Raw genomic sequence first — 23,194 nt, forward strand, 5'->3', positions numbered from 1 at the left:
CACGGGCCACGCTGGACCACGACCCCAGGAGGACCCGATGTTGAAATACCGCACGCTCGACACCCCGACCGGCCCGCTGACCGTGATCGTCTCCGCGTCCGGCGCCGTGCGCGCCGCCGGCTTCACGACCGACGTCGCCGACCTGCTGAGCCTGGTCCATCCGAGTCTGCGCGCCCCGGCCGAGCCGGCCGACGACGTCGGTCCGGTCACCGGTCACGTCCAGTCCTATTTCGACGGCGACCACGCCGCGCTCGACGCCGTGACCGTCGAGCAGCGCATCGGCGGCACCTTCATCCGCCATGCGTGGAAGGTCATGCGCGAGATCAAGCCGGGCGCCCCGGTGACCTATTCGGAGTTCGCGCGCCTGGCCGGGCGGCCGGCCGCGATCCGGGGCGCGGCGTCCGCGTGTGCCCGCAACCCGGTCGCGCTCTTCACGCCCTGTCATCGGGTGCTGCGGCTCGACGGCACGCTCGGCGGCTATCGGTGGGGCCTGCCGGTGAAGGAGTGGCTGCTCGCCTTCGAAGATCCCGAGCGGGCCGACCAGGACACCTCGCGGCCGGCGGCGGGTGTGATGCGATGACCCGATGGAGTTGCGCGAGATGCGGGTGTTCGTGGCCGTCGTCGAGGAGGGCAGCCTCTCGGCGGCGGCCCGCCGGCTCCGGCTGAGCCAGCCCGCGGTGTCCCAGGTCGCGGCCGCCATCGAGCGCGAGCTCGGTACGGCGTTGCTGATCCGGGGCGTCACCGGAGTTCGGCCGACGCCGGCCGGCGCGGTGCTGGCCGACGAGGCGCGGGCGGTCCTCGGCCGCTACGAGCGGGCGATCGCCGCCGTCACCCGCGAGCCGGGCGCCGCCGAGCCCGCGCTGCGGCTGGGCCTGCCGCTCGAGGTCCGGTTCGAGCTGCTGGCCGGGCCGCTGGCGGAGCTGGCGCTGGCCGGACCGCCCCTCCGGGTCGAGCCACGCCACCTGTCGACCAGCGCTCAGCTCGCGGCGCTGCGGGCGGGCGAGCTCGATCTCGGCCTGCTGCGGGAACGCCCCGACGGCGACGACCTGGACGCGCTGCGGATCGGCACCGAGCCACTCGGCGTCCTGCTGGCCCGCCGGGTGGCCGAGGAGATCGCCGACCCACCCGCCGCCGCCCCGGACGAGCGAGGCGGGCCAGACGCCTCGGTCGGCCCGGGCGGGCCGGGCGGGGCGGGCGCGCCGGGCGCCGTGCGGCTGGAAAGGCTGGCGGGGCTGCGGTGGCTCAGTTTTGCGCGGGCGGACAGTCCCGCGTGGTTCGACGAGATCGTGGCGGTGCTGCGCAGCCATGGTCTCCGGCCGACCGACGATGTCGCCGGGAGCCAGGCGCTGATTCCGGAGGTGAAGCTGACCTCGGTGCTGACCGATCAGGTCTTCTCGCTCGCGCCCGCGAACTGGCCGCAACCGCTGCCGGCCGAGGTGGTGTGGTTGCCGCTCGCCGGCTCGCCCCTCGTGCGCCGCACGTGGGCGACCTGGCGGGCCGACTCGCGCCGGCGTGACCTCGGCCGGCTGGTGGCCGCCTTGGAACAGCCGGGCGGGCCGGTCTAAGCGGAACCGATAGGGGGCATAAGGAGAAACCGACAACTACCCCGGAAGTGGACATTCGCTCGCGCGGTTGCACCGGGCGGATCGGGCGCGTCCGCGCTCGACCGTCGAGAGAGCAGGTGTATTTCCGTGGAGCGGGATCTGTCCGGCACCATCGCCCTGGTCACGGGCGCCACCAGCGGGATCGGGCGGGCGACGGCCGCCCGGCTGGCCGAGTTGGGGAGCCACGTCGTTCTGAGCGGGCGCGACCGCGATCGGGGTGAGGCCGCCGTCGCGCGACTCCGTGCCGCGGGCGGCAAGGCCGACTTCATCGCGGCCGATCTTCGGGACGAGGCGAGCGCGCGGGAGCTCGCGCGGGCCGCGGTGCGCCTCGGCGGCCGGGTCGACATCCTGGTCAACAATGCCGGCATCTACCCGTTCGCCGCGACCCACGAGGTCACCGGCGCCCAGTTCGACGCGGTCTACGACATCAACGTGCGGGTGCCGTTCTTCCTCGTGGCCGAGCTGGCCCCCGCGATGGCCGCCCGAGGGCACGGGGCGATCGTCAACCTGAGCACGATGGTCGCCGGGTTCGGCATGCCGGGCGCCGCGCTCTACGGGTCGAGCAAGGCCGCGATCGTCCTGTTGACCAAGGCATGGGCGGCCGAGTACGGCCGGTCCGGCGTGCGGGTCAACGCGGTGAGTCCCGGCCCGACCGCCACCGAGGGGACCGTGGACTTCGGTGACTCGCTGGCCGGCGCCGCGCCGGCGGGCCGGGTGGCCGACCCGGCCGAGATCGCGGACGCGGTCGCCTACCTCGTCAGCGATCAGGCGTCCTTCGTGCACGGAGCGGTGCTGCCGGTCGACGGCGGGCGCCTCGCCGTCTGAGCCCGGCCGCCCCGGGGTGTGTGCCGGGTCGCCGATTTATCGGCGGCCCGGCCCGTCGTTTCGCCGTAGCATTCCGCACATGACTGATACGGGAACGACCGGACGCGCCGGTCTCCCCGAGCGGCCGTCACTCGACGGGCTCGAGGACAAGTGGGCGCGCACCTGGCAGGAGGAGGGCACGTATGCGTTCGACCGCTCGAAGGAGCGCTCGGACGTATACAGCATCGACACGCCTCCACCGACCGTATCCGGCGAGCTGCACATGGGGCACGTCTTCTCCTTCACCCACACCGACACGGTCGCGCGGTTCCAGCGCATGCGCGGCAAGGCCGTCTTCTATCCGATGGGCTGGGACGACAACGGACTGCCGACCGAGCGGCGGGTCCAGAACGTGTACGGCGTCCGGTGCGACCCGGCGCTGCCCTACGACCCGGAGTGGGAGCCGCCCGCCACGCCGCCCAAGCAGCCGATCGCCATCTCGCGGCGCAACTTCGTCGAGCTGTGCGGGCGGCTGACCACCGAGGACGAGAAGGCGTTCGAGGCGCTGTGGCGCACGCTCGGGCTGTCGGTCGACTGGGGTCTGACCTACACGACGATCGGCCGGCACTCGCAGACCGTCTCGCAGCGCGCCTTCCTCAACAACCTGGCGCGCGGCGAGGCGTACACCTCGGAGGCTCCGACGCTGTGGGACATCGGCTTCCGCACGGCGGTCGCGCAGGCCGAGCTCGAGGACCGGGAGCGCCCGGGCGCGTACCACCGCCTGCGTTTCCACGGGCCGGACGGCCCGGTCGAGGTCGACACCACCCGGCCCGAGCTGCTGCCGGCCTGCGTCGCGCTCGTCTACCACCCGGGCGACGAGCGTTACGAGGGGCTGACCAGCGTCCGCACGCCGTTCTTCGACGTCGAGGTCCCGGTCAAGGCCCATCCGATGGCCGCCATCGACAAGGGCACCGGCATCGCGATGGTCTGCACGTTCGGCGACATCACCGACGTCACCTGGTGGCGCGACCTCCAGCTCGACACGCGGGTCGTCCTCGGCCGTGACGGCCGGTTCCTGGCCGACCGCCCGGCCGGCGTCCCCGAGGCGGCGTACCGGGAGTTCGCCGGCCTGACCGTCAACGCGGCCCGGCGCGAGATCGTCCGGCTGCTCACCGAGTCGGGCGACCTGATCGGCGAACCCCGGCCGATCACCCACCCGGTCAAGTTCTACGAGCGGGGCGACTCACCGCTCGAGATCGTCACCAGCCGGCAGTGGTTCGTCCGCAACGGCGGCCGCGAGCCCGAGCTGCGCGAGCGGCTGCTCGCGCGGGGCAGGGAGCTCCAGTGGTTCCCCGAGCACATGCGACACCGCTACGAGCACTGGGTCAACGGGCTCACCGGTGACTGGCTGATCAGCCGGCAGCGTTTCTTCGGGGTGCCGATCCCGGTCTGGTACCGGCTCGACAACGCTGGCGAACCGGACTACGACCAGCTTCTCATACCGGACGAATCTTCACTGCCGGTCGACCCCTCCTCGGAGTGTCCGCCCGGCTTCGACGAGTCGCAGCGGGACGTCCCGGGCGGCTTCACGGCCGATCCCGACGTGATGGACACGTGGGCCACCTCGTCGCTCACCCCGCAGATCGTCACCGGCTGGCAGCACGACGACGACCTGCACCGGCGCACCTTCCCGATGGATCTGCGCCCCCAGGGCCAGGAGATCATCCGCACCTGGCTGTTCTCGTCGATCCTGCGGGCCGACCAGGAGAGCGACGTCCTGCCGTGGAAGACGGCCGTCCTCTCCGGCTGGATCCTCGACCCCGACCGCAAGAAGATGTCCAAGTCCAAGGGCAACGTCGTCACGCCCATGGACCTGCTGGTGCAGAACGGCTCGGACGCGGTCCGGTACTGGGCGGCCAACGGGCGGCCCGGCGCCGACCTGGCGTTCGACCCGGCCCAGATCAAGGTCGGCCGGCGGCTGGCGACGAAGCTGCTCAACGCGTCGAAGTTCGCACTCGGGCTGGGCGCGGCCGAGGCGCTGCGGCAGCCGGTCACCGAGCCGCTCGACCGGGCCATGCTGACCCGGCTCGCGGCGGTGGTCAGCGCGGCCACCGAGGCGTTCGACCGCTACGACCACACCGAGGCGCTCCAGGCGTCCGAGACGTTCTTCTGGACGTTCTGCGACGACTACATCGAGCTGGTCAAGGAGCGGGCGTACGCCCAGGGGCCCGGGGCCGACTCGGCCCGGGCGGCGCTGGCCGCGGGGCTGTCGGTGCTGTTGCGGCTGTTCGCGCCGTTCCTGCCGTACGTGACCGAGGAGGTCTGGTCGTGGTGGCGGTACGGCTCCGTGCACAAGGCGACCTGGCCGACGACATACGAGCTGACCCGGGTCGCCGGCGAGGGTGACGCCAGCCTGCTCGACCTGGCCGGCGACGCGCTGCGCCAGGTCCGGCGGGCCAAGAGCGACCGGAAGCTGTCGATGAAGGCCGACGTGCCGCTGGCCGAGGCGCTCGGGCCGGCCGAGCTGCTCGACAAGCTGGCGCTGATCGAGAGCGACGTCAAGTCGGCCGGGCGCATCGCCAAGCTGGACAGGCTGCCCGGACGTACGCCGGAATTGGTCATCGCCAGCGCCTTCTGACCGGAGGTGGTCCCGGCTCTGGCGAAAAGCCGGAGCCGGGGCCGCCGGCAGGGCAGCATGAGAGGCATGATCGCGCCTGACCAGGTGGAGGCGCCCGCACGCGATGCCGTGCTGTTCCGGTCGTCGCCGGTGCGGACGTTCGTCACCGTCTTCCTGCTGCTGATGCTGTCGTTCGCCCTGGTCTCGCCGATCATGGCGGTGGTCACGGGCGGAACCGGCAACCCGTGGTGGCACACCGCCCTGCAGGCCGGGGCCGTCGCCCTGTTCGGAGCGGCCTGCTTCGCCTATTCCACCCGGGGTTCCCTGAAGACGTGGGTACGGGTGTCGTCGGGTGGGCTCGAACTGGCCGCGCAGGACAGCGACCCGATCCTGCTGGCCTGGGAGGACATCGCCTCGGTGAAGGTGCGCCGGGACCGGCTGCGCAACGTCCTCGACGTCACGCCGGTCGACCTCGACAGCGTGCACCCGGTGCAGGGCCAGCGGGTCGGCTGGCCGGCGCTGGCCGACACACCGAACGGTCCGGCCTTCACCGCCGACCTCAGCGAGATCTGGCCGGGCCCGCGACGGCTACGCCGCGAGCTCGCCAAACACCTGCGCCGGACCGACGCCTAGAAGTCGCCGCCGAAATCGCCACCGAAGTCGCCGCCGCCACCGCCCCAGTCGCCGCCACCCATGTCGCCGCCACCCATGTCGCCGCCGCCGAAGTCGCCCGCGGCGTCGGCGTAGCCGTCCTGGAAACCGTCGCCGTAGCCCATGTCGCCGAAGCCGGGCGAGAACAGGGCGTCGAAAATGAGCAGACCGCCGAGGGCGCCCGCGCCGGCGCCGAGCGCGGTCTTCCAGACCGGTGTCGAATACCAGCCGGCCGGAACCGGACGGCCCTGCACGCGACCACCGGGGTAGTAGTAGGGAGTGTCGGCGCCCGGCTGCGGGCCCGCCTTGTAGCTGTGGCCCTGCACGCTGACCTCGCGCTCCTTGGTCAGCTGGCCCACGCCCTGCGCGCTCGCCAGCGGCGGCAGCTCGGGACCCGGGTCGAGACCCATCGCGATGCGGCCGGCCCGCACATATTGCAGACCCTCCAGCGCCGACTCGCGCGCCAGCTCGTACTGCCGGACCGTGTTCGCCTGCTGCAACTGCCCGCCGGCGGCGTTGTACCGCTCGCCCGCGTCGGCCAGGGCCTGCTGCGCGGCGGTGTCACTGCCGTGCAGGTTCATGAGCTGACCGCCGAGCCGCTCGTACCACCTCTGGGCCTCGGCCCGGGCGTCCTCGAGCCGCGTTTGCTGAGATGCCGCCCCGTTCCGCCGCGCCAAGGCGATCACGAGAACGACCACGACGATGATGGCCAGAATCAGCAACACGCTCATGTTCCAACGGTACCCTCGCGAATCACGTCGTAGCCGTCTGGCAATCTCCGTCATGTGACTGTCTCGACGCTGGCCGTGGTGCTCCTCTGTCTGGCCGCCGGGGCCGCGATCGGCTGGTTCGCCGCGCGGCTGCGGGCGGCCGCCGACATAGCCCGGCTCGAGGCGACCGTGCAGGCCCGCGCCGACGGCGAGGAACGCCTCGAACAGTCGATGCGCGCGCTGTCGTACGAGGCGACCGCCCAGTCCCAGGAGGCCGTGGCCCGGGCCGTGGCCCCCCTGCACGAGACCCTGCGCCGCTACGAGCAGCGGGTCGCCGAGCTGGAGCGGGAGCGCGTCGACGCGTACGCCGAGCTGCGCGAGCAGGTGCGCTCGATGAGCGAGGTCTCGGGCGAGCTCCGCACCGAGACGAAACAGCTGGTCGCGGCGCTGCGGACGCCACAGGTGCGAGGCCGCTGGGGTGAGCATCAGCTGCGCCGCATCGTCGAGGCGGCCGGCCTGCTCGAGCATTGCGACTTCGCCGAGCAGGTCACGGCCACGACCGACAATTCGGGTGTACGCCCTGACCTCGTGGTCCGGATGCACGGGGGCCGCACGGTGGTGGTCGACGCCAAGGCCCCGCTCGAGGCGTACCTGTCGGCCCTGGAGGCCCGCGACGAGCGCGGCCGCGACGCCCACCTGAACCAGCACGCCCGTCACCTGCGGGCCCACGTCGACGCGCTGGCGGCCAAGGAATATTGGACCGCGTTCGAGCAGTCACCCGACTTCGTGGTGCTCTTCCTGCCGGCCGACCCGTTCCTCGACGTCGCCTTGCGGCACGACCCGACCCTGATGGAGCACGCCTTCCGGCGCAACGTCGTGCTGGCCACCCCGGCCACGCTGATCGCGATGCTGCGCACGGTCGCCTACTCGTGGCGGCAGGAGGCGCTGGCCCGCAACGCTGTGGCCGTGCACGGTCTGGCGCGCGAGCTCTACGGCCGGCTGGCCACCCTGGGCGACCACGTGGGGAAGGTGGGGAGTGCGCTCGGGGGCGCCGTCACGGCGTACAACCGGGCGGTTGGCTCCTTGGAAGCGCGCGTGCTGGTGAGCGCGCGCAAGCTGGCCGAGATGGGCGTCTCCGACGACGAGATCGTCACGCCCCCGCAGATCGAGGTGGCCCCCAGACAGCCTCAGTCGCCCGAGCTGATCGACTAGGCCTTCGCAGCGGCGGCGGCCTTCATGTCGCGGCGGAGCTCCTGCGGCAGCGAGAAGGTCAGGCGCTCCTCGGCCGTCGTGAACTCGGTGACCTCACCGAAGCCCCGGGTCGCGAGGTGGCCCAGCACCTCCATGACCAGGTCTTCCGGGACGCTGGCGCCGGAGGAGACGCCGACCGTGGTCGCGCCCTCGAGCCACTCGTCCTTGATCTCGGAGGCGTAGTCGACCAAGTGGCCGGCGCGGGCGCCCGCGTCGACGGCGACCTCGACGAGACGTACGGAATTGGAGGAGTTCGTCGAGCCCACGACGATGACCACGTCGCACTCGGGGGCGATCTCCTTCACCACATGCTGCCGGTTCTGCGTGGCGTAGCAGATGTCGTCGCTCGGCGGCGACTGGAGCAGCGGCAGGCGGGTCTTGAGGCGGGCCACCGTCTCCATCGTCTCGTCGACCGAGAGCGTGGTCTGCGAGAGCCACACGACCTTGGACGGGTCGCGGACGACGACCTTGTCGACCGAGTCGGGGCCGTCGACCAGCTGGATGTGCTCGGGCGCCTCGCCGGAGGTGCCGATGACCTCCTCGTGACCCTCGTGGCCGATGAGCAGGATGTCGTAGTCGTCCGCGGCGAACCTTTTCGCCTCGTGGTGCACCTTGGTGACCAGCGGGCAGGTCGCGTCGATGGCCTTGAGGTTGCGGCTCTTGGCCTGCTCGTGCACCTCGGGGGCGACGCCGTGGGCCGAGAAGACGACGGTGGAGCCCTCGGGCACCTCCTCGTTCTCCTCCACGAAGATCGCGCCGGCCGCTTCGAGCGTGCTGACCACGTGTTTGTTGTGCACGATCTGCTTGCGCACGTAGACCGGGGCGCCATAGAGCTTCAGCGCCTCCTCGACGGTCTGCACCGCACGGTCGACGCCGGCGCAGTAGCCGCGCGGCTTGGCCAGCAACACACGCTTCCGGGGCTCAGTCACCCGGCCATGGTACGTGGATCCCTCTCACCCATGCTTCTCTGCGATCCGCGCCACAGGCATACTCGTGCGGTGATCGTTCGGGAGTCGGCCAAGGCCTTGCGTTTCACCGTGGGTGCGTTGTCGCTGGTCCTGGGCCTGACCTGGATTCTTCTCAATCTGCATTCGGCCAGTTACCGGCTGGATCTGCTGATCGGCTCGGTGCTCGCCGCGGGCGGGCTGGTCCTGCTCATGCCACATCGCGTCCGGCTGCCCGGCCGGGTCACCGCGATCGTCATGGGCCTCTGCGCGCTGGCCGGCACGGCGGCCGGGCTCGCCGCCTCGAAGTCACAGATGTGCTGCGACGTCGCTTTCATCGTCGACCGCGGCTGGCCGTTCAGCTGGGCCAGCCGGGGCGCCGTGGCAGACGATTCCGAGACCGCGGTCCGGCTGGCGGCGAGCGCGGACTGGACGGTCAATTTCCTCTCGCTCTTCGCCGACCTTCTGCTTTTCTCGTACGCCGGTTTGCTGCTCCTAGTGGTAGTTCTGTTGTTCCGGCGTCCTAAAAGTGGATATCAGCTGTAACTTCCCTCATTCGCCGGGATACTCGGACTCATGCCCGAGGCCCCGGTGGACGACCCCGGACCCCTGGCCGGAGCGGCCACCACGCTCCGCCTGATCATCGGCTGGGCCTTCACCGCGCTCGCCCTGCTCAACCTCGCCATGGGTCTCGACTCGTTCGCGTACGGGCTGTTCCACGTCGTGCTCCTGCTGGCCGGGGTGACCCTGCTCGGCCTCCAACGGGTCGGCTGCCACCCGGGACGGATCGCGCGGATCGCCGGCTCGGCCGTCGCCCTGCTCGGCCTGGTGATCTCGACACTGCCCGAGGCACGGGTCGACTGCTGCTCCACCGAGTACGAGGTGCGGCACGGCTTCCCCTTCACCGTGCTGGCCCGCGATCCCGGCGGATGGCACGCCGACGGCACCCGGATCGTCATCGACCTGCTCTTCTGGGCGCTGGCCGGGATGCTCGTGCTGATCGCCGTGGCCCGCCTCACGCCCGCGCCGTCCCGGCCCTCCCCGGCCCCGCCGGCGCGACCGCCGACAGCGAACGATCATGCCGAGGAGCGCGGGACGCGCACCGCGGACGAGGAGAATGTCAGAGGGCTTCCGTAATCTGGCCGGGTGAGTGAGCCAGCAGGAGCCAAGAGCACCGCCGACGAGCCGTGGCCGGTGCGCGTCGTCAGTCAGAAGGTCGGCGCCTGGATCTCCAAGCTGGGCTGGGTCTGGATCGACGGTCAGGTGGCCCAGATCAGCCGCCGCCCCGGCTCCAGCGTGGTCTTCCTGACCCTGCGCGACCCGTCGGCCGACCTGAGCCTCACCGTGACCGCCCACCGCGACGTGCTCGACGCCGGCGCGCCCGAGCTGGCCGAGGGCGCCCGGGTCACACTGCACGCCAAGCCGGAGTTCTACCCCGCCCGGGGCACGCTCAGCCTGCGCGCCGACGAGATCCGCCAGGTCGGCCTGGGTGAGCTGCTGGCCCGGCTCGACCGGCTGAAAAAGCTGCTGGCGGCCGAGGGCCTGTTCGCCCGCGAGCGCAAGCGCCGCCTGCCCTTCCTGCCCGGGCGCATCGGGCTGATCACCGGCCGGGCCAGCGCGGCCGAGCGCGACGTCCTGATGAACACGCGCCGCCGCTGGCCCGCCGTGGAATTCTTCACGATCAACGTGCCGGTCCAGGGCCCCACCGCGGTGCCCCAGATCATCGACGCGCTCAAGGTGCTCGACAAGGACGAGACGGTCGACGTCATCGTGATCGCCCGGGGCGGCGGCAGCGTGGAAGACCTGCTGCCGTTCTCCGACGAGGCGCTCTGCCGAGCGGTCTTCGCCGCTCGTACGCCGGTGGTCAGCGCGATCGGCCACGAGACGGACGCGCCGCTGCTCGACTACGTGGCCGACCTGCGTGCCTCGACGCCGACCGACGCGGCCAAGCGCATCGTGCCCGACCTGGCCGAGGAGCGACAGCTGATCGACGTGGCCCGGCGCCGGCTGGAGCGCGCGGTGCTCACCCTGGTCGACCGCGAGACCCACCGCCTCGAGTCGTGGCGTTCGCGCCCGTCGCTGTCCCGCCCGGAGCTGCTGGTCGACCAGCGCGAGGCCGACGTGACCGCCCTGCGCGACCGGGCCGTCCGCAGCCTGGAAAATCGCCTGCGCCGCGCCGACGACGACCTGCGGCACACGGTGGCCCGCCTGCGAGCGCTGTCACCGGCGGCGACGCTCCAGCGGGGTTACGCGATCGTCCAGCGCGCCGACGGCCACGTGGTCCGAGCGGCCGACGACGTCAAGACCGACGACCTGGTGAGGGTGCGGCTCGCCTCGGGCGAGTTGCAGGCAGTCGTAAAGGAGAACGAATGAGCGACGACAAGCTGAGTTACGAGCAGGCGCGCACCGAGCTGGCCACGGTGGTGGAGCGGCTGGAGCAGGGCGGCAGCTCCCTGGAGGAGTCGCTGGCGCTATGGGAACGCGGCGAAAAACTGGCCGACATCTGCCAGCGCTGGCTCGATGGCGCCCGAGAGCGCATCGAGGCCGCCCGCGCCGCCCGCGCTGAATCCTGAACGCCCGCCGGCTTCAGCTCGGTCCGAGCCTTCGTGCGGCCAGCGCGCGGCAGGCGCGGCGCTCAACGCGGGCGCTGCGCTCGACGCGGGCGCTGCGCTCGACGCGGGCGCTGCGCTCGACGCGGGCGCTTAGCGGCACGGCGTTCGACGGCGCTTGGCGGGCACGGCGATCGACGTGTGCGTTTGGCGGGCACGGCGTTGGACGCGGACGCTCAGCGCGCGGGCGGCGGTCAGCGCAGTGACTCGGCCAGGTGCTCCAGCTGGTCGACGTCGCTCTTGCCGATGACGATGACCGTGCGGGTCTGGTCGGCCAGGACCAGGGCCTTCTCGCCGGGGCGGGTGTCGTAGAGGCGCCAGACTCCGGCGTCCGAGCGGAACTCGCCGGCCGGCTTGGCCTCCTTGGTCAGCTCGGTCGGGAGCAGGGTGGCCGAGGGGATGTTGCTCTCGACGAGCTGGAGCGCGTCCTTGTCCGGGTCGACGTAGCCGATCCGCAGGGTGGCGCCGTCGGTCTGGCGGCGGAACGTCGCGGCTGACACGTGCCAGTCGTCGCCGAGGCCGGTCGGTTGCAGGACCGGGAAGATGTTGGCGCGCTGGGCCTCCTGCAGTGCGGGCGCCGGGTCGACCGTGATGGGCGCGTCGCCGTTCAGCACGGTCCGGTAGAAGATCAGCAGCAGCGCGATCGGCACGAGCAGGACCAGCAGCGACATCGCCATGTCCTTGGGCGACCGCGCCTGCCCACGCTCCAGCCGCGCCGGCGCCTCCGGCTGCTGCCCCGCCGAAGTCTCGTCCGCAACCGCCACCGCGGAAGAAGCCGCCCCCGCCGAAGAAGTGGCGGACGCGGCGGAAGAACCGGGAGCGGCCGCGGAAGTGGAACCGGGCGCGGAGGGAGCCGCAGGCGAGGAGGCCGGCGCGGGGTCGGAGGTGACCGCGGGGCCGGAGGCGGGCGCAGCGGCAGCCGCGGGGCTGGAAGCGGGCGCGGGGCCGGAAGCGGGCGCAGCCGCAGCCGCGGGGCCGGAAGCGGGCGCGGGGGCTGGGCTCGAGGCCGGTGCGGCCTGAGGCGCGGAAGGGGCGGGAGTGTCCGGTGCGGCTGGTTCCACTCACCCATTGTTAACCATGTCGCTGGGGCGGGACTTTGCACATCCGCACATGTGAGGATCGGGTAACTCACCAGCCCCGCAGAGTCGCGAGGAGGCGCCCATGCCAGCACGGGTCCCGCAGGATCTCGATCGCAACATCGCCCTCGATCTGGTTCGTGTCACCGAGGCTGCTGCCATGGCGGCCGGCCGCTGGGTCGGGCGCGGCGACAAGAACGGCGGTGACGGCGCGGCCGTCGACGCCATGCGCAAGCTGATCAATTCGATTCAGATGCGTGGCACCGTGGTCATCGGCGAGGGCGAGAAGGACGAGGCGCCCATGCTCTACAACGGCGAGCGGGTCGGCGACGGCACCGGGCCCGAGGTGGACGTGGCGGTGGACCCGATCGACGGCACCACGCTCATGAGCAAGGGCATGCCCGGCTCCGTGGCCGTGCTCGCCGTGGCCGAGCGCGGGGCCATGTTCGACCCGAGTGCCGTCTTCTACATGGACAAGATCGCTGTCGGGCCGGACTGCGCCGACGTCGTCGACATCAACGCCGGCACCGCCGAAAATCTGCGCCGCATCGCCAAGGCCAAGCGGTCCAGCATCTCCGACGTCACCGTCTGCATCCTCGACCGTCCCCGGCACGCCCGGCTGGTCGAGGAGGTGCGCCAGGCCGGCGCGAACATCAAGTTCATCTCGGACGGCGACATCGCCGGCGCCATCTCGGCCGCCCGGGCCGAGTCCGACGTGGATGTGCTGATGGGCATCGGCGGCACCCCGGAGGGCATCACCGCCGCCTGCGCCATCAAGTGCCTGGGCGGCATGATCCAGGCCAAGCTGTGGCCGCACGACGACGCCGAGCGGGAGAAGGCCATCGCCGCCGGGCACGACCTCGACCGCGTGCTCACCACCGACGATCTGGTCACCGGCGACAACTGCTTCTTCGTGGCCACCGGCGTGACCAGCGGCGACCTGCTCAAGGGCGTCCGCTACCGCTCCGGCGGCGCGCACACCCAGTCGATCGTCATGCGGTCCAAGAGCGGCACCATCCGGGTGATCGACTCGTACCACCGTCTGGAGAAGCTGGCCCTCTACTCGGCCGTCGACTTCGACGGGCATCTGCCGACCGTCCCGATGGGCGAGGGCGAGCCGGTTATATAACGACAAGCTGGCAAGGCTCGCCGAGAGTTGGCGGGCCTTGCCCGGCCCTGGAACCATTGACGGATGAGTTACGGGGCAGACACGACCCGCATCGAAGCCGAGGCGAAATTCGGCACGAACGAGTTCTACGCGTCCCTGGGGCGCGCGTTCCTCACCATGTGCGCCGTCGTTCCGTTCCTCTTCCTCATCGAGGCGATCGACGTCGGCATCGGCTCGGGCCAGCTCGACGTGGCCGGCGGCATCATCCCGCACCGCATCGCCGGCCTCGACGGCGTGCTGTTCAGCCCGTTCCTGCACGCCGGGTGGGACCACCTCTACGGCAACGCCGTGCCACTGATCCTGGTCGGCACGTTCGCCCTGGCCGGTGGGGCCAAGCGGTTCATCTGGTCGACCTTCGTGATCATGCTGGTGAGTGGCCTGGGCGTCTGGTTCGTGGGCGACCCCAACAGCGTGGTGGTCGGCGCCAGCGGCGTCATCTTCGGCTATCTGGGCCTGCTGCTCACCCGCGGACTGGTCGAGCGCAGCTGGTGGAACCTCGGCGTGGCCGCGTTCATCGGGCTGCTGTACTGGTACCAGGTCTACAACATCCTGCCGACCGATCAGCCGGTCTCCTGGCAGGGGCACCTGCTGGGTCTGCTCGGCGGGGTGATCGCGGCGATCCTGTTCCGCCGCAAGCGGCCCAAGCCCCTCTACTGAAGCTTGCGCAGCGCCGCGACGATCGCGGGACGGAACGTACTGATCTGGGTGTAGACGCCCGGATAGCCGTCCCGCGCGCAGCCGAGCCCCCAGCTCACGATGCCGACCTGCACCCACTGGCCGCGGCGGTCCTGGTCGACCATCGGCCCGCCGCTGTCGCCCTGGCACGTGTCCACCCGACGATCCCCGGCGCACATCTGCTCGTCATCGACGAGCTTCACCCCGGCCTTGAGGTACGCCTTCGCGCAGCTCGCGTCCGAGACCATGGGAACCGTGGCGTAGTGCAGCCGCCGCTCCTGCTTGACCGAGTCCTCGCGGGTCTGCCCCCAGCCCATCACCGTGTAGCGGCCCTTCCCGATCACCTCGGGCGAGATCGGCAGCACGGGCAGGTGCAGCACGCGGTCCATCTGGATGACCGCCCAGTCGTCGCCGCGGGTCTCGTCCTTGAACCCGGCGGCGCGGATGACCGAGACGCTGCGCGCGGTCAGCGCGCGGCGCGACTTGAGGTCGGACACCCCGGCCGTGATCTCGATCCGGTTCGAGGCGCCGGTGCCGTCGACGCAGTGGCCCGCCGTGAGCACGACCCGGGGTGCGACCAGCGTGCCGCCGCAGCCCATCGAGAGCCGCACCACCCAGGGGAACTTGCCCTGTGGCGCCACGGTGCCGCCGACCACCTCGCGCACCGGGCGGGGCTCCCCTGAGGCGTGAGCCGGTGAGGAGCCCGCACCCAGCGCTGCCGCGAGGACACCGATCATGACCAGTGAAGCGGCATTTCGGACCATATGGACATTTGATCACAAGAAAACGGGCCGCGCGGTTTGCCGCGCGGCCCGTTCAGGAAGCTCGTCTACTTAGTACCAACCGGTGTCCTGCGAGTGCGCCCAGGCGCCGCAGGGGGTGTCGTACCGGCCCTCGATGTAACCGAGGCCCCACTTGATCTGGGTCGCCGGGTTGGTCTTCCAGTCGTCACCCTCGGAGGCCATCTTGCTGCCGGGCAGGGACTGCGGGATGCCGTACGCGCCCGAGCTGGGGTTGGAGGCCTTGTAGTTCCAGCCACTCTCCTTGTCCCACAGCTTGTTCAGGCACGGGAACTGGTCGATGCCGAAGCCCGCGGCGATCATCAGCGAGCAGCCGGTCTTGCGGGCGCCCGAATATTCGCTGCAGGAGGCGGGAACCTCGCCGGTGTATTCGGTGGGGCCGCTGCTCTCCTCGGACTCTTCCGCCTTCTTCTTGGCTTCCTCGGCCTTCTTCGCGGCCTCCTCGGCCGCCTTCTTGGCCTCGGCCGCCTTCTTCGCGGCGATCACCTTCTGCTCGGCCGAGCGCGCCTGCGCGGCGGAGACCTTGGCCGCGGCGGCCGCCTTCTCGGCGGCGCCGGCCTCGGCCTGGCTGCGCTGCGCCCGGTCCGCGGCGTGCGCGGCCTGGCGCTGCTTCAGCAGCGCGGTGTCGTCGACATTGGCCTGCACGACAAGCTGCGCTTCGGCACTCGTCTGCTGGACTTCCCGGTCCTGTCCGAGATAGACACCTCCGGCGGCACCCGCGACAAGCAGGCCGACTGCGGTGACTCGTACTCCGACCCGGCTCCAGAGCCGATTCACGAAGGTTCCCTTCGTCGGGGGCAATGACACGGCACGCCCTCCACCAGGGGGAACGTGCCGTGAGCACCGCGACCACGCGGGCCGGCAACTCGATCAGGTTCGATCGGGAAGGTGGCCCGAAGTCGATCTCCGACGACGATGACCACGCATGGCGCTCGCCAGACACCATGGCGCACCGTGAAGTGGATGTGAAACGTCAGAGCGGGGTTGTGACTTTGCTCACTCCAATTTCACGCTCAAATCGGGTGAAAGAGCGCATAAATCGCGTCACTCCGAAGGGGACACCGTTGTCACCTTACGGAGTGTAGCGATCACTCAGAGTGGAATCTCTTCGAGGAGGTCGGTGACCACCTCGGCGATGGGCGAACGCTCCGATCGGGTCAGCGTCACGTGGGCGAAGATCGGGTGTCCCTTGAGGGCCTCGATCACGGCGGTGACGCCGTCGTGCCGGCCCACCCGCAGGTTGTCGCGCTGCGCCACGTCGTGGGTGAGCACCACCCGCGAGCCCTGCCCGATGCGGGAGAGCACCGTCAGCAGCACGTTGCGCTCCAGCGACTGGGCCTCGTCGACGATCACGAAGGCGTCGTGCAGGCTCCGGCCGCGGATGTGGGTCAGCGGCAGCACCTCGAGCATGCCGCGGGCCATCACCTCCTCGACCACGTTCGCGTGCGCGACCGCGCCGAGCGTGTCGAAGACGGCCTGGGCCCAGGGCGACATCTTCTCGTTCTCGGTGCCGGGCAGATATCCCAGCTCCTGGCCGCCGACCGCGTAGAGCGGGCGGAACACGATGACCTTCTTGTGGCGGTTGCGCTCCATCGTGGCCTCGAGGCCGGCGCAGAGCGCCAGCGCCGACTTGCCGGTGCCGGCCCGGCCGCCGAGCGAGACGATGCCGATCGACTCGTCCAGCAGCAGGTCGAGGGCCACGCGCTGCTCGGCCGAGCGGCCGCGGATGCCGAAGGCCTCCCGGTCGCCGCGTACCAGACGTACCGACTTGTCGGGGTTGACCCGGCCCAGCGCCGAACCGCGCGGCGAGTGGATCACCAGGCCGGTGTGGCAGGGCAGGCGCTCGGTCTCCTCGAGCTCCAGCTCCTCACCGCCGTAGAGCGCGCTGACCTGGTCCTCACCCAGCTTGAGATCGGCCATGCCGGTCCAGGTGGGGTCGCTGGCCTGCCCGTGCCGGTATTCGTCGGCCGTGAGACCGACCGAGGCGGCCTTGACCCGCAGCGGCATGTCCTTGCTGACCAGCGTGACCTCGCGGCCCTCGGCCGCGAGCCCCAGCGCCACCGAGAGGATCCGGGTGTCGTTGGAATCGTTGCGGAAGCCCTGCGGCAGGACGCTCTGGTCGGCGTGGTTGAGCTCGACCCGCAGCGTGCCGCCCTCGTCGTTGCAGAGGACGGGCTGGTCGAGCCGGCCGAACTTGATCCGGAGCTCGTCCAGGAAGCGCAGCGACTGGCGAGCGAACCAGCCCAGCTCGGGATGGTGGCGTTTTCCCTCCAACTCGGAGATCACGACGAGGGGGATGACCACCTCGTGATCGGAGAACCGGCGGAACGCCGCCGGGTCGGACAGCAGGACCGAGGTGTCCAGAACGAAAACACGGCCCTCTCGGGCCGGTTCTGTTCCGGAGACTTTGGCGGCCGAGTCACGTGAAGAGTTAGCGACGTCGGCGTCAGATCGGCGTGATGTCACAGGCCTGCTCCAGCGGGCGTGCAACCCGGTACGCCCGCGGTCCGCCACCTCCGGCGCCCGATCTCATGCACGGGACGGATTGCAGGCCCCGTGGCGCACTTGTCGCAGGTCCGGGCCGGCCGGCTGGCTCGGGATGACCCCGTGCCATGACTCAAACGCTAGCGGTCATCAGCCGTACGCGGTAGTACGCAAAAACGGGTGACGTCCAACTCTCGGCTAATTTCTCGCGCATGAAAGGACACCCTTGGCGGGTAATCTGACGTCGTGGCACAGACTCCGCGTACGAACCATCCGCTGAGCATCGCCGACGCCTGGGCCTTCACGGCCGAGCACCGGCTCCAAACCACGTTCTTCTTCGACTTCGACGGCGTGCTCTCGCCGGTCACCGACGACCCGGACGCGTCGCAGCCGGTGCCGTCCGTGCTGGGCGTGCTCGAAAAGCTGGCCACCGTCGTGCACCGTGTCGCCATCGTGTCGGCCCGTCCGGTGAGCTTCCTGCGGTCGCGTTTCTCCTCGCTCGAGGGCGTCGACCTCTACGGGCTCTACGGCCTCGAGGTGTGGCACGAGGGCGAGGTCGTCACCGAGCCGGCCGCGCTGCCCTGGGTGCCGGCCATGGCCGAGCTGGCCGAGCGGGCCAAGACCGAGCTGCCGGGCGACGTCCTGGTCGAATACAAGCGCCTGTCGGTCGCCCTGCACTACCGCACGGCCCCGCAGCGGGCCGGCGACGTCGAGCGCTGGGGCCACGAGCAGGCCGAGGCCAAGGGCCTGCGCATCCAGGCCGGCCGCATGGTGGTCGAGCTCAAGCCGCCGGTCGACCAGGACAAGGGCATGGTCATCACCGAGGCCGTCCGCGACGCGGGCTGCGCCTGGTATTTCGGTGACGACATGTCCGACATCAAGGCGTTCGACGCGTTGCGCGCCCGCGAGGCGGTCGACCCGTCGTTCTTCGGTGTCGCGGTGGCCGTGGCCAACCCCGAGACCGGCGCCGAGGTGTCCAGCGCGGCCGACCTGACCCTCGACTCCCCCAGCGCGGTGGCCGAGTTCCTCGCCGAGGGCCTCGAGCGGTTCTAGGCGCCGAAGCGGCGCTGCCGGTTGCCGTACGACCGCAATGCCCGCAGGAAATCGATCCGGCGGAAATCGGGCCAGTTGGCGTCGTGGAAATAGAACTCCGAGTGCGCCGACTGCCAGAGCAGGAAGCCGGAGAGCCGCTGCTCACCGCTGGTGCGGATGACCAGGTCGGGATCGGGCTGACCACGGGTGTAAAGGTGCTCGGCGATGTGGTCGACGTCGAGGATCTCGGCCATCTCCTCGATCGTGCGGCCGGCCGCGGCCTGCTCGTGCAGCAGCGAGCGCACCGCGTCGGCGATCTCGCGGCGACCGCCGTAACCGACCGCCATGTTGACCTCGACGCCGATCGTGCGGTTGCGCGTCTTCTCCTGCGCCGCCTTGAGCACGGTGGCCGTGCTGGCGGGCAGGATGTCGAGCGCGCCCACGATGCGCAGCCGCCAGGGGTTGCCCTCCTCGGCCAGCTCGCTGGCCAGATCTTCGATGATCTGGAGCAGCGGGTCGAGCTCGGCCGCCGGGCGCCGCAGGTTGTCGGTGGCCAGCAGATAGAGCGTGACGTGCTTGATGCCGGCCTGGTCGCACCAGGTCAGCAGCTCCTTGACGCGGGCGGCGCCGACGCGGTGGCCGTCGTTGGGGTCGACGAACCCCATTTCACGGGCCCATCGACGGTTGCCGTCGCACATGACGCCGACGTGCTGGGGCACGGGTTTGCCGGCCAGCTTGCCGGCCAGCCGCCGTTCGTACACGCGGTAGAACGGAGTGGAGATCAGGGACCGCAGACTCATCGCATCAAACCCTAGCCCGCCGCGGTAGCGACTCAAGGGTGGGCTTGGCGACGGTGACTCAACCGCAAGGTGATGAGTCCGATCGTGCGAGCGTCGAAAACCCCGTCACCGAGCCCCAGCTCCACCATCCGGTCGAAAACACCACCATCTCGGGCAGCCGCCCCCACCGCCGCGTCGACCACAGCCGGTCGCCGGCTGAGCCAGGCCGCGAAGCCGGAGTGCCGCAGATGACGCCCGAGCCGCCGGCGCAGCGCGTCGCGATAGCGCTCGGCCACCCGTTCGGGTCCGTCCGCGGCGGCCACGCCGGCCAGCGAGCCGGAGAGCACGGCGTAGAAGATCCCCTCCCCGGTGAACGGGTTGATCAGCGAGAGGGCGTCACCGGCGAGCAGCACGCGGCCGCGGCCGGGCGGCGGCCGGTGGGTGGAGAGGGGCAGGTGGTGCCCGCGCACTCCGGCCGGTTCGGCGCCGGCCAGCAGATCTCCCAACCTTCCGAGGAGGTACGCCCGGGAGAGCGGCACGCCACGAAGAACCTCCCCGTAACCGACGTTGGCGGTGCCGTCGCCGATCGGAAATTCCCAGGCGTAGGCGGGCCAGCGCTGCCGTGTGGTGACGATGACCTGTTCGCCGGCGGTGGTGGACGGCGCGTAGCCGCGGATCGCGACGGCGAGATGACCGGGCGGATTGACCGGATGACCGAGCTGCTTGCGGACGACCGAACCGGCCCCGTCGGCGCCGATGAGCACCCGCGCCCGCACGCGATCGTCGATCACCACCGCGTCGCCGTGATCGCTCACCCGGCGTACGACATGACGCCGCAACTGCGCCCCCGCCGCGACCGCCGCCCGCACCAGGCGCTCGTCGAAGACGCGCCGCGGCACGGTGTGCGCCGGCCGTGGCAGCGGCCGGGCCACCGCCGAGCCACCCGGCGCCACCAGGCGCAACCGTTCGATAGCCGGATAACCATCGGTCACCCCGGACACGCCGAGGCCGTCGAGGACGGCGACCGCCTCGGCCGCGATGCCGTCGCCGCACACCTTGTCGCGGGGGAAGTCGGCGCGGTCGAGCAGCAGCACTTTCGCACCGGCCCGGCAGGCGGCGATCGCGGCCGCGGCACCGGCCGGACCGGCGCCGGCCACCACCACGTCGAAGCTCTCGACCGGCATGCCGGCCCTCCTCAGGTGCGCGCCTCGGCGGGGATGTCGGCCACCGAGGCCGCCCGGTACAAGGCGTACCAGGTGAGCAGCGCGGCGGCCACCAGCGGAGCGCCGTCACGGATCAGGCCGTCCGTCCCGAGCAGGAAGTAGCAGAGCGGCAGGTCCCAAAGGAGAACGAAGAAGGTCAGCCAACCCAGGGCGCGGCGCGCTCCGGCCTTGCCGCGCATCAGGAAGATCGTGCACAAGAGCACGGCATAGCTGACCGCGATGCCCGCGAACAGCCAGAACACCACGGCCAGCAGCCACTCTGGACGATCACCCAGCTCACCGAACGCGATGAGACAGGGCACCAGCATCAGCGGGCTGTAGGTGAAGGCGGCGAGCCGCGCGGTGAGCAGCCAACCGCTGACCGGGGCGCGGCGCGGCGTGGTCTCGCGCGTCAACAGCCGCTTCGGATGGCGCACCAGTTGTTCGCGCACGACCGGGTGCCGATAGAGCAGAGCGACCACGGCGGCGCACAGCACGACCAGGACGGCGAAGCCGATCACTCCCGGCAGCGGCGGTGTCCCCGAGCGAGGGACGACGAGGCGCCCCACCGCGAAGATCGTGGTCACGGCCAGGATCAGGCCGAGGGGACGGGCCGCCGCCCGTGACCGGCGCACCTGCCGGATCAACAGAAGCCAGCCGAGAGTACGCAGCAGCGCCCACCCCGTGCGGACCGCGAGCCCGAAGCCGTGCTCCGGCGCGTACGAGTAGTTGAGGATCTCGACCACGACGGTGGCGGCCGCGGTCGTCACCAGCAGGGCGATCAGGACGCGGAGGGGTCGGGCCACATGTCGGTGTTACCCGGAGCGCGCCCGCCTCACGCGAGGATGAGACGGGCGCGGGACGTCACGCGTCGGACAGACGGGCGCGCAACGCGTCCAGTTCGGACCAGAGGACGGCCGGGAGCTTGTCGCCGAACTTCGTGAACCACTCGGTGACCTGGGGGATCTCGGCCAGCCACTCGTCGCGGTCGACGCGGAGCACGGCCGCCAGGTCGCCGGGGTCGATGTCGAGGCCGGTCAGGTCGAGGCCGTCCGGGGTCGGCACGTGGCCGATCGCCGTCTCGACCGCCTCGCCCTGGCCGTCGAGACGCTCGACGACCCACTTCAGGACGCGGCTGTTCTCGCCGAAGCCCGGCCACAGGAAACGACCGTCATCACCCCGGCGGAACCAGTTGACGTAGAAGACCTTGGGCAGCTTGGCCGCGTCACCCGAGGCGCCCTTGGCCATGTCGATCCAGTGCTGGAAGTAGTCACCGGCGTGGTAGCCGATGAACGGCAGCATGGCCATCGGGTCGCGGCGGACCACGCCGACCTGGCCGACCGCGGCCGCGGTGGTCTCCGACGAGAGGGTCGCGCCCAGATAGACGCCGTGCACCCAGTCCCGGGCCTCGGTGACCAGCGGGACCGTGGTCCGGCGGCGGCCACCGAACAGGATCGCGTCGATCGGCACGCCACGCGGATCGTGGTATTCGTCGGCGAGGATCGGGCACTGCTCGATGGGCGTACAGAATCGGCTGTTGGGGTGGCTCGAAGGGTTTTCCGAGTCCGGGGTCCAGTCCTGGTTCTTCCAGTCGGTCAGGTGGGCCGGCGGCTCACCCATGCCCTCCCACCAGATGTCGCCGTCGTCGGTGAGGGCGACATTGGTGAAGACGGAGTTGCCCCGGGCGAGCGTGCGCATCGCGTTGGGGTTGGTGTGGAAATCGGTGCCGGGGGCGACGCCGAACAGACCGAACTCGGGGTTGGTGGCCCACAGCCGGCCGTCCTCGCCGAACCGCATCCAGGCGATGTCGTCGCCGACGGTCTCGACCTTCCAGCCGGGCAGCGTCGGCTCGAGCATGGCCAGGTTCGTCTTGCCGCAGGCCGAGGGGAAGGCGCCGGCGATGTAGCGGACCTGGCCCTCGGGCGAGGTCAACTTCATGATCAGCATGTGCTCGGCCAGCCAGCCCTCGTCACGGGCGGCCACGCTGGCGATGCGCAGCGCGTAGCACTTCTTGCCGAGCAGCGAGTTGCCGCCGTATCCGGAGCCGAACGACCAGATCTCGCGGGTCTCCGGGAAGTGGGAGATGTACTTCGTCTCGTTGCACGGCCAGGGGACGTCCTGCTCCCCCGGCGCGAGCGGCGCGCCGACCGAGTGCAGCGCGGGCACGAAGTCGGCGTCGTCACCCATGGCCTCGAGAACGCCGGAGCCCATCCGGGTCATGATGCGCATGCTGGCCACGACGTACGGGCTGTCGGTCAGCTCCACCCCGAACATCGGGTTCGGAGCGTCGAGCGGTCCCATGCAGAACGGGACCACGTACATGGTCCGGCCCCTCATGCAGCCCCGGTACAGCTCCGTCATGGTCGTCTTCATCTCGGCCGGCGCCATCCAGTTGTTGGTGGGGCCGGCGTCGGCCTCGTCGGCCGAGCAGATGAAGGTGCGCTCCTCGACGCGGGCGACGTCACCGGGGTCGGTGCGCGCCCAGAACGAGTTCGGCTTCCTCGCGGGGTCGAGCCGTACGAGCGAACCCGATTCGACCAGGGCATCGGTGAGATTTCGCCACTCCTGCTCCGAGCCGTCGCACCAGACGACGCGGTCGGGAGTGGTCAGGGCGGTTACTTCCTCGATCCAGGCGAGAAGCCGGGGATGAGAAGTAGGGGGCACGGTGATCTCCTTCGGTCGGCGTTGACCAGGACCACTTGCAGTCTTGGGGAGTTACCGAAGCCTAAGGGCGTTCAACGTTGTCTTCATCGGGAGAAGCTGTGGAGAACCGCACAATCCTCGGCAT

The 23,194-nt window shown here is 70.8% G+C and carries 23 protein-coding genes; 13 read left to right on the forward strand and 10 right to left on the reverse strand.

Annotated features, from left to right (window positions below; translation table 11 throughout):
* Nucleotides 1–37 precede the first annotated feature (37 nt).
* The 5 genes from ACQP2X_RS45495 (at nucleotide 38) to ACQP2X_RS45515 (ending at nucleotide 5,658) form a co-directional block, all read left to right on the forward strand.
* Nucleotides 38–580: a methylated-DNA--[protein]-cysteine S-methyltransferase gene (locus tag ACQP2X_RS45495; protein WP_498692393.1), complete on the forward strand. Its 543-nt coding sequence runs from the start codon at nucleotides 38–40 to the stop codon at nucleotides 578–580.
* A gap of 4 nt (nucleotides 581–584) precedes the next feature.
* Nucleotides 585–1,565 (forward strand): LysR family transcriptional regulator, encoded by a 981-nt coding sequence (locus ACQP2X_RS45500; protein WP_498692394.1) that lies wholly within the window; start codon nucleotides 585–587, stop codon nucleotides 1,563–1,565.
* A 126-nt stretch (nucleotides 1,566–1,691) separates the two neighbouring features.
* Nucleotides 1,692–2,429: an SDR family NAD(P)-dependent oxidoreductase gene (locus tag ACQP2X_RS45505; RefSeq protein WP_498692395.1), complete on the forward strand. Its 738-nt coding sequence runs from the start codon at nucleotides 1,692–1,694 to the stop codon at nucleotides 2,427–2,429.
* A gap of 79 nt (nucleotides 2,430–2,508) precedes the next feature.
* The gene (gene valS, locus ACQP2X_RS45510) at nucleotides 2,509–5,046 is read left to right on the forward strand and encodes a valine--tRNA ligase (RefSeq protein ID WP_498692396.1); all 2,538 of its coding nucleotides are present in this window, start codon (nucleotides 2,509–2,511) and stop codon (nucleotides 5,044–5,046) included.
* 66 nt (nucleotides 5,047–5,112) lie between these two features.
* Nucleotides 5,113–5,658 (forward strand): hypothetical protein, encoded by a 546-nt coding sequence (locus ACQP2X_RS45515; protein ID WP_498692397.1) that lies wholly within the window; start codon nucleotides 5,113–5,115, stop codon nucleotides 5,656–5,658.
* Here ACQP2X_RS45515 and ACQP2X_RS45520 read toward each other — a convergent pair.
* Nucleotides 5,655–6,407 carry a hypothetical protein gene (locus ACQP2X_RS45520; RefSeq protein ID WP_498692398.1) on the reverse strand — a complete coding sequence of 251 codons (753 nt, stop codon included), beginning with the start codon at nucleotides 6,405–6,407 and terminating at the stop codon, nucleotides 5,655–5,657. The genes ACQP2X_RS45515 and ACQP2X_RS45520 overlap by 4 nt on opposite strands.
* Nucleotides 6,408–6,461: 54 nt before the next feature.
* Here ACQP2X_RS45520 and rmuC point away from each other — a divergent pair, with 54 nt between their 5' ends.
* Complete coding sequence (gene rmuC / locus ACQP2X_RS45525; protein WP_498692399.1) at nucleotides 6,462–7,598, forward strand: DNA recombination protein RmuC; 1,137 nt, start codon at nucleotides 6,462–6,464, stop codon at nucleotides 7,596–7,598.
* On the opposite strand, the gene ACQP2X_RS45530 is transcribed toward rmuC, so the two are convergent.
* Nucleotides 7,595–8,566, reverse strand: a complete 972-nt coding sequence (locus tag ACQP2X_RS45530; RefSeq protein WP_498692400.1) for a 4-hydroxy-3-methylbut-2-enyl diphosphate reductase — start codon at nucleotides 8,564–8,566, stop codon at nucleotides 7,595–7,597. The genes rmuC and ACQP2X_RS45530 overlap by 4 nt on opposite strands.
* Before the next feature lie 69 nt (nucleotides 8,567–8,635).
* Between ACQP2X_RS45530 and ACQP2X_RS45535 the strand changes: the two genes are divergently transcribed.
* The 4 genes from ACQP2X_RS45535 to ACQP2X_RS45550 are packed head-to-tail and all read left to right on the forward strand — an operon-like array spanning nucleotide 8,636 to nucleotide 11,154.
* Nucleotides 8,636–9,127, forward strand: a complete 492-nt coding sequence (locus tag ACQP2X_RS45535; protein ID WP_498692401.1) for a hypothetical protein — start codon at nucleotides 8,636–8,638, stop codon at nucleotides 9,125–9,127.
* Between the two features lie 30 nt (nucleotides 9,128–9,157).
* Complete coding sequence (locus ACQP2X_RS45540; RefSeq protein ID WP_498692402.1) at nucleotides 9,158–9,718, forward strand: hypothetical protein; 561 nt, start codon at nucleotides 9,158–9,160, stop codon at nucleotides 9,716–9,718.
* A gap of 9 nt (nucleotides 9,719–9,727) precedes the next feature.
* Nucleotides 9,728–10,954: an exodeoxyribonuclease VII large subunit gene (gene xseA / locus ACQP2X_RS45545; RefSeq protein ID WP_498692403.1), complete on the forward strand. Its 1,227-nt coding sequence runs from the start codon at nucleotides 9,728–9,730 to the stop codon at nucleotides 10,952–10,954.
* Nucleotides 10,951–11,154: an exodeoxyribonuclease VII small subunit gene (locus tag ACQP2X_RS45550; RefSeq protein WP_498692404.1), complete on the forward strand. Its 204-nt coding sequence runs from the start codon at nucleotides 10,951–10,953 to the stop codon at nucleotides 11,152–11,154. Before xseA ends, ACQP2X_RS45550 begins: the two co-directional genes overlap by 4 nt.
* 230 nt (nucleotides 11,155–11,384) lie before the next feature.
* Here the strand turns inward: ACQP2X_RS45550 and ACQP2X_RS45555 are convergent, their stop codons facing one another.
* On the reverse strand, nucleotides 11,385–11,954 hold the full coding sequence (locus ACQP2X_RS45555; RefSeq protein WP_498692405.1) for a DUF4245 domain-containing protein: 570 nt from the start codon (nucleotides 11,952–11,954) through the stop codon (nucleotides 11,385–11,387).
* Between the two features lie 397 nt (nucleotides 11,955–12,351).
* Between ACQP2X_RS45555 and glpX the strand changes: the two genes are divergently transcribed.
* Together glpX and ACQP2X_RS45565 are read left to right on the forward strand one after the other, a co-directional pair.
* Nucleotides 12,352–13,395 (forward strand): class II fructose-bisphosphatase, encoded by a 1,044-nt coding sequence (glpX, locus tag ACQP2X_RS45560; protein ID WP_498692406.1) that lies wholly within the window; start codon nucleotides 12,352–12,354, stop codon nucleotides 13,393–13,395.
* A gap of 63 nt (nucleotides 13,396–13,458) precedes the next feature.
* Nucleotides 13,459–14,091, forward strand: coding sequence for a rhomboid family intramembrane serine protease (locus ACQP2X_RS45565; RefSeq protein WP_498655474.1), 633 nt, complete (start codon nucleotides 13,459–13,461; stop codon nucleotides 14,089–14,091).
* Here the strand turns inward: ACQP2X_RS45565 and ACQP2X_RS45570 are convergent.
* The 3 genes from ACQP2X_RS45570 to phoH2 all read right to left on the reverse strand — a co-directional run bounded on the left by ACQP2X_RS45570 (nucleotide 14,085) and on the right by phoH2 (nucleotide 17,375).
* Nucleotides 14,085–14,774, reverse strand: coding sequence for a S1 family serine peptidase (locus tag ACQP2X_RS45570; RefSeq protein ID WP_498692407.1), 690 nt, complete (start codon nucleotides 14,772–14,774; stop codon nucleotides 14,085–14,087). The two genes, ACQP2X_RS45565 and ACQP2X_RS45570, sit on opposite strands and share 7 nt — an antisense overlap.
* 168 nt (nucleotides 14,775–14,942) lie before the next feature.
* Nucleotides 14,943–15,686: an aggregation-promoting factor C-terminal-like domain-containing protein gene (locus tag ACQP2X_RS45575; protein ID WP_498692408.1), complete on the reverse strand. Its 744-nt coding sequence runs from the start codon at nucleotides 15,684–15,686 to the stop codon at nucleotides 14,943–14,945.
* Between the two features lie 315 nt (nucleotides 15,687–16,001).
* Nucleotides 16,002–17,375, reverse strand: a complete 1,374-nt coding sequence (gene phoH2, locus ACQP2X_RS45580) for an RNA 5'-3' helicase PhoH2 (protein ID WP_498692409.1) — start codon at nucleotides 17,373–17,375, stop codon at nucleotides 16,002–16,004.
* Between the two features lie 264 nt (nucleotides 17,376–17,639).
* On the opposite strand from phoH2, the gene otsB reads away from it, so the two are divergent.
* The gene (otsB, locus tag ACQP2X_RS45585; RefSeq protein ID WP_498692410.1) at nucleotides 17,640–18,446 is read left to right on the forward strand and encodes a trehalose-phosphatase; all 807 of its coding nucleotides are present in this window, start codon (nucleotides 17,640–17,642) and stop codon (nucleotides 18,444–18,446) included.
* On the opposite strand, the gene ACQP2X_RS45590 is transcribed toward otsB, so the two are convergent.
* From ACQP2X_RS45590 to ACQP2X_RS45605, 4 genes are read right to left on the reverse strand one after another with little or no spacing between them, the layout of a single operon-like run.
* Nucleotides 18,443–19,225 carry an isoprenyl transferase gene (locus ACQP2X_RS45590; protein ID WP_097317903.1) on the reverse strand — a complete coding sequence of 261 codons (783 nt, stop codon included), beginning with the start codon at nucleotides 19,223–19,225 and terminating at the stop codon, nucleotides 18,443–18,445. The two genes, otsB and ACQP2X_RS45590, sit on opposite strands and share 4 nt — an antisense overlap.
* A 32-nt stretch (nucleotides 19,226–19,257) precedes the next feature.
* Complete coding sequence (locus ACQP2X_RS45595; protein WP_498692411.1) at nucleotides 19,258–20,388, reverse strand: NAD(P)/FAD-dependent oxidoreductase; 1,131 nt, start codon at nucleotides 20,386–20,388, stop codon at nucleotides 19,258–19,260.
* Nucleotides 20,389–20,399: 11 nt separating this feature from the next.
* Nucleotides 20,400–21,212, reverse strand: a complete 813-nt coding sequence (locus ACQP2X_RS45600; protein ID WP_498692412.1) for a hypothetical protein — start codon at nucleotides 21,210–21,212, stop codon at nucleotides 20,400–20,402.
* A gap of 58 nt (nucleotides 21,213–21,270) precedes the next feature.
* Entirely contained in the window at nucleotides 21,271–23,076 is a 1,806-nt protein-coding gene (locus ACQP2X_RS45605) for a phosphoenolpyruvate carboxykinase (GTP) (RefSeq protein ID WP_498701263.1), read from the reverse strand.
* Nucleotides 23,077–23,194 lie beyond the last annotated feature (118 nt).

Source organism: Actinoplanes sp. CA-131856 (assembly GCF_050956135.1).
In the GTDB taxonomy this organism is placed as follows: Bacteria; Actinomycetota; Actinomycetes; order Mycobacteriales; family Micromonosporaceae; genus Actinoplanes.

Bases quoted from the DNA above. Each gene is read 5' to 3' on its own strand.
- ACQP2X_RS45520 (WP_498692398.1), bottom strand. From the start codon at position 6,407: ATGAGCGTGTTGCTGATTCTGGCCATCATCGTCGTGGTCGTTCTCGTG.
- ACQP2X_RS45515 (WP_498692397.1), top strand. From the start codon at position 5,113: ATGATCGCGCCTGACCAGGTGGAGGCGCCCGCACGCGATGCCGTGCTG.
- glpX (WP_498692406.1), top strand. From the start codon at position 12,352: ATGCCAGCACGGGTCCCGCAGGATCTCGATCGCAACATCGCCCTCGAT.
- ACQP2X_RS45500 (WP_498692394.1), top strand. From the start codon at position 585: ATGGAGTTGCGCGAGATGCGGGTGTTCGTGGCCGTCGTCGAGGAGGGC.
- ACQP2X_RS45495 (WP_498692393.1), top strand. From the start codon at position 38: ATGTTGAAATACCGCACGCTCGACACCCCGACCGGCCCGCTGACCGTG.
- ACQP2X_RS45590 (WP_097317903.1), bottom strand. From the start codon at position 19,225: ATGAGTCTGCGGTCCCTGATCTCCACTCCGTTCTACCGCGTGTACGAA.
- ACQP2X_RS45540 (WP_498692402.1), top strand. From the start codon at position 9,158: ATGCCCGAGGCCCCGGTGGACGACCCCGGACCCCTGGCCGGAGCGGCC.
- valS (WP_498692396.1), top strand. From the start codon at position 2,509: ATGACTGATACGGGAACGACCGGACGCGCCGGTCTCCCCGAGCGGCCG.
- ACQP2X_RS45550 (WP_498692404.1), top strand. From the start codon at position 10,951: ATGAGCGACGACAAGCTGAGTTACGAGCAGGCGCGCACCGAGCTGGCC.
- ACQP2X_RS45565 (WP_498655474.1), top strand. From the start codon at position 13,459: ATGAGTTACGGGGCAGACACGACCCGCATCGAAGCCGAGGCGAAATTC.
- ACQP2X_RS45595 (WP_498692411.1), bottom strand. From the start codon at position 20,388: ATGCCGGTCGAGAGCTTCGACGTGGTGGTGGCCGGCGCCGGTCCGGCC.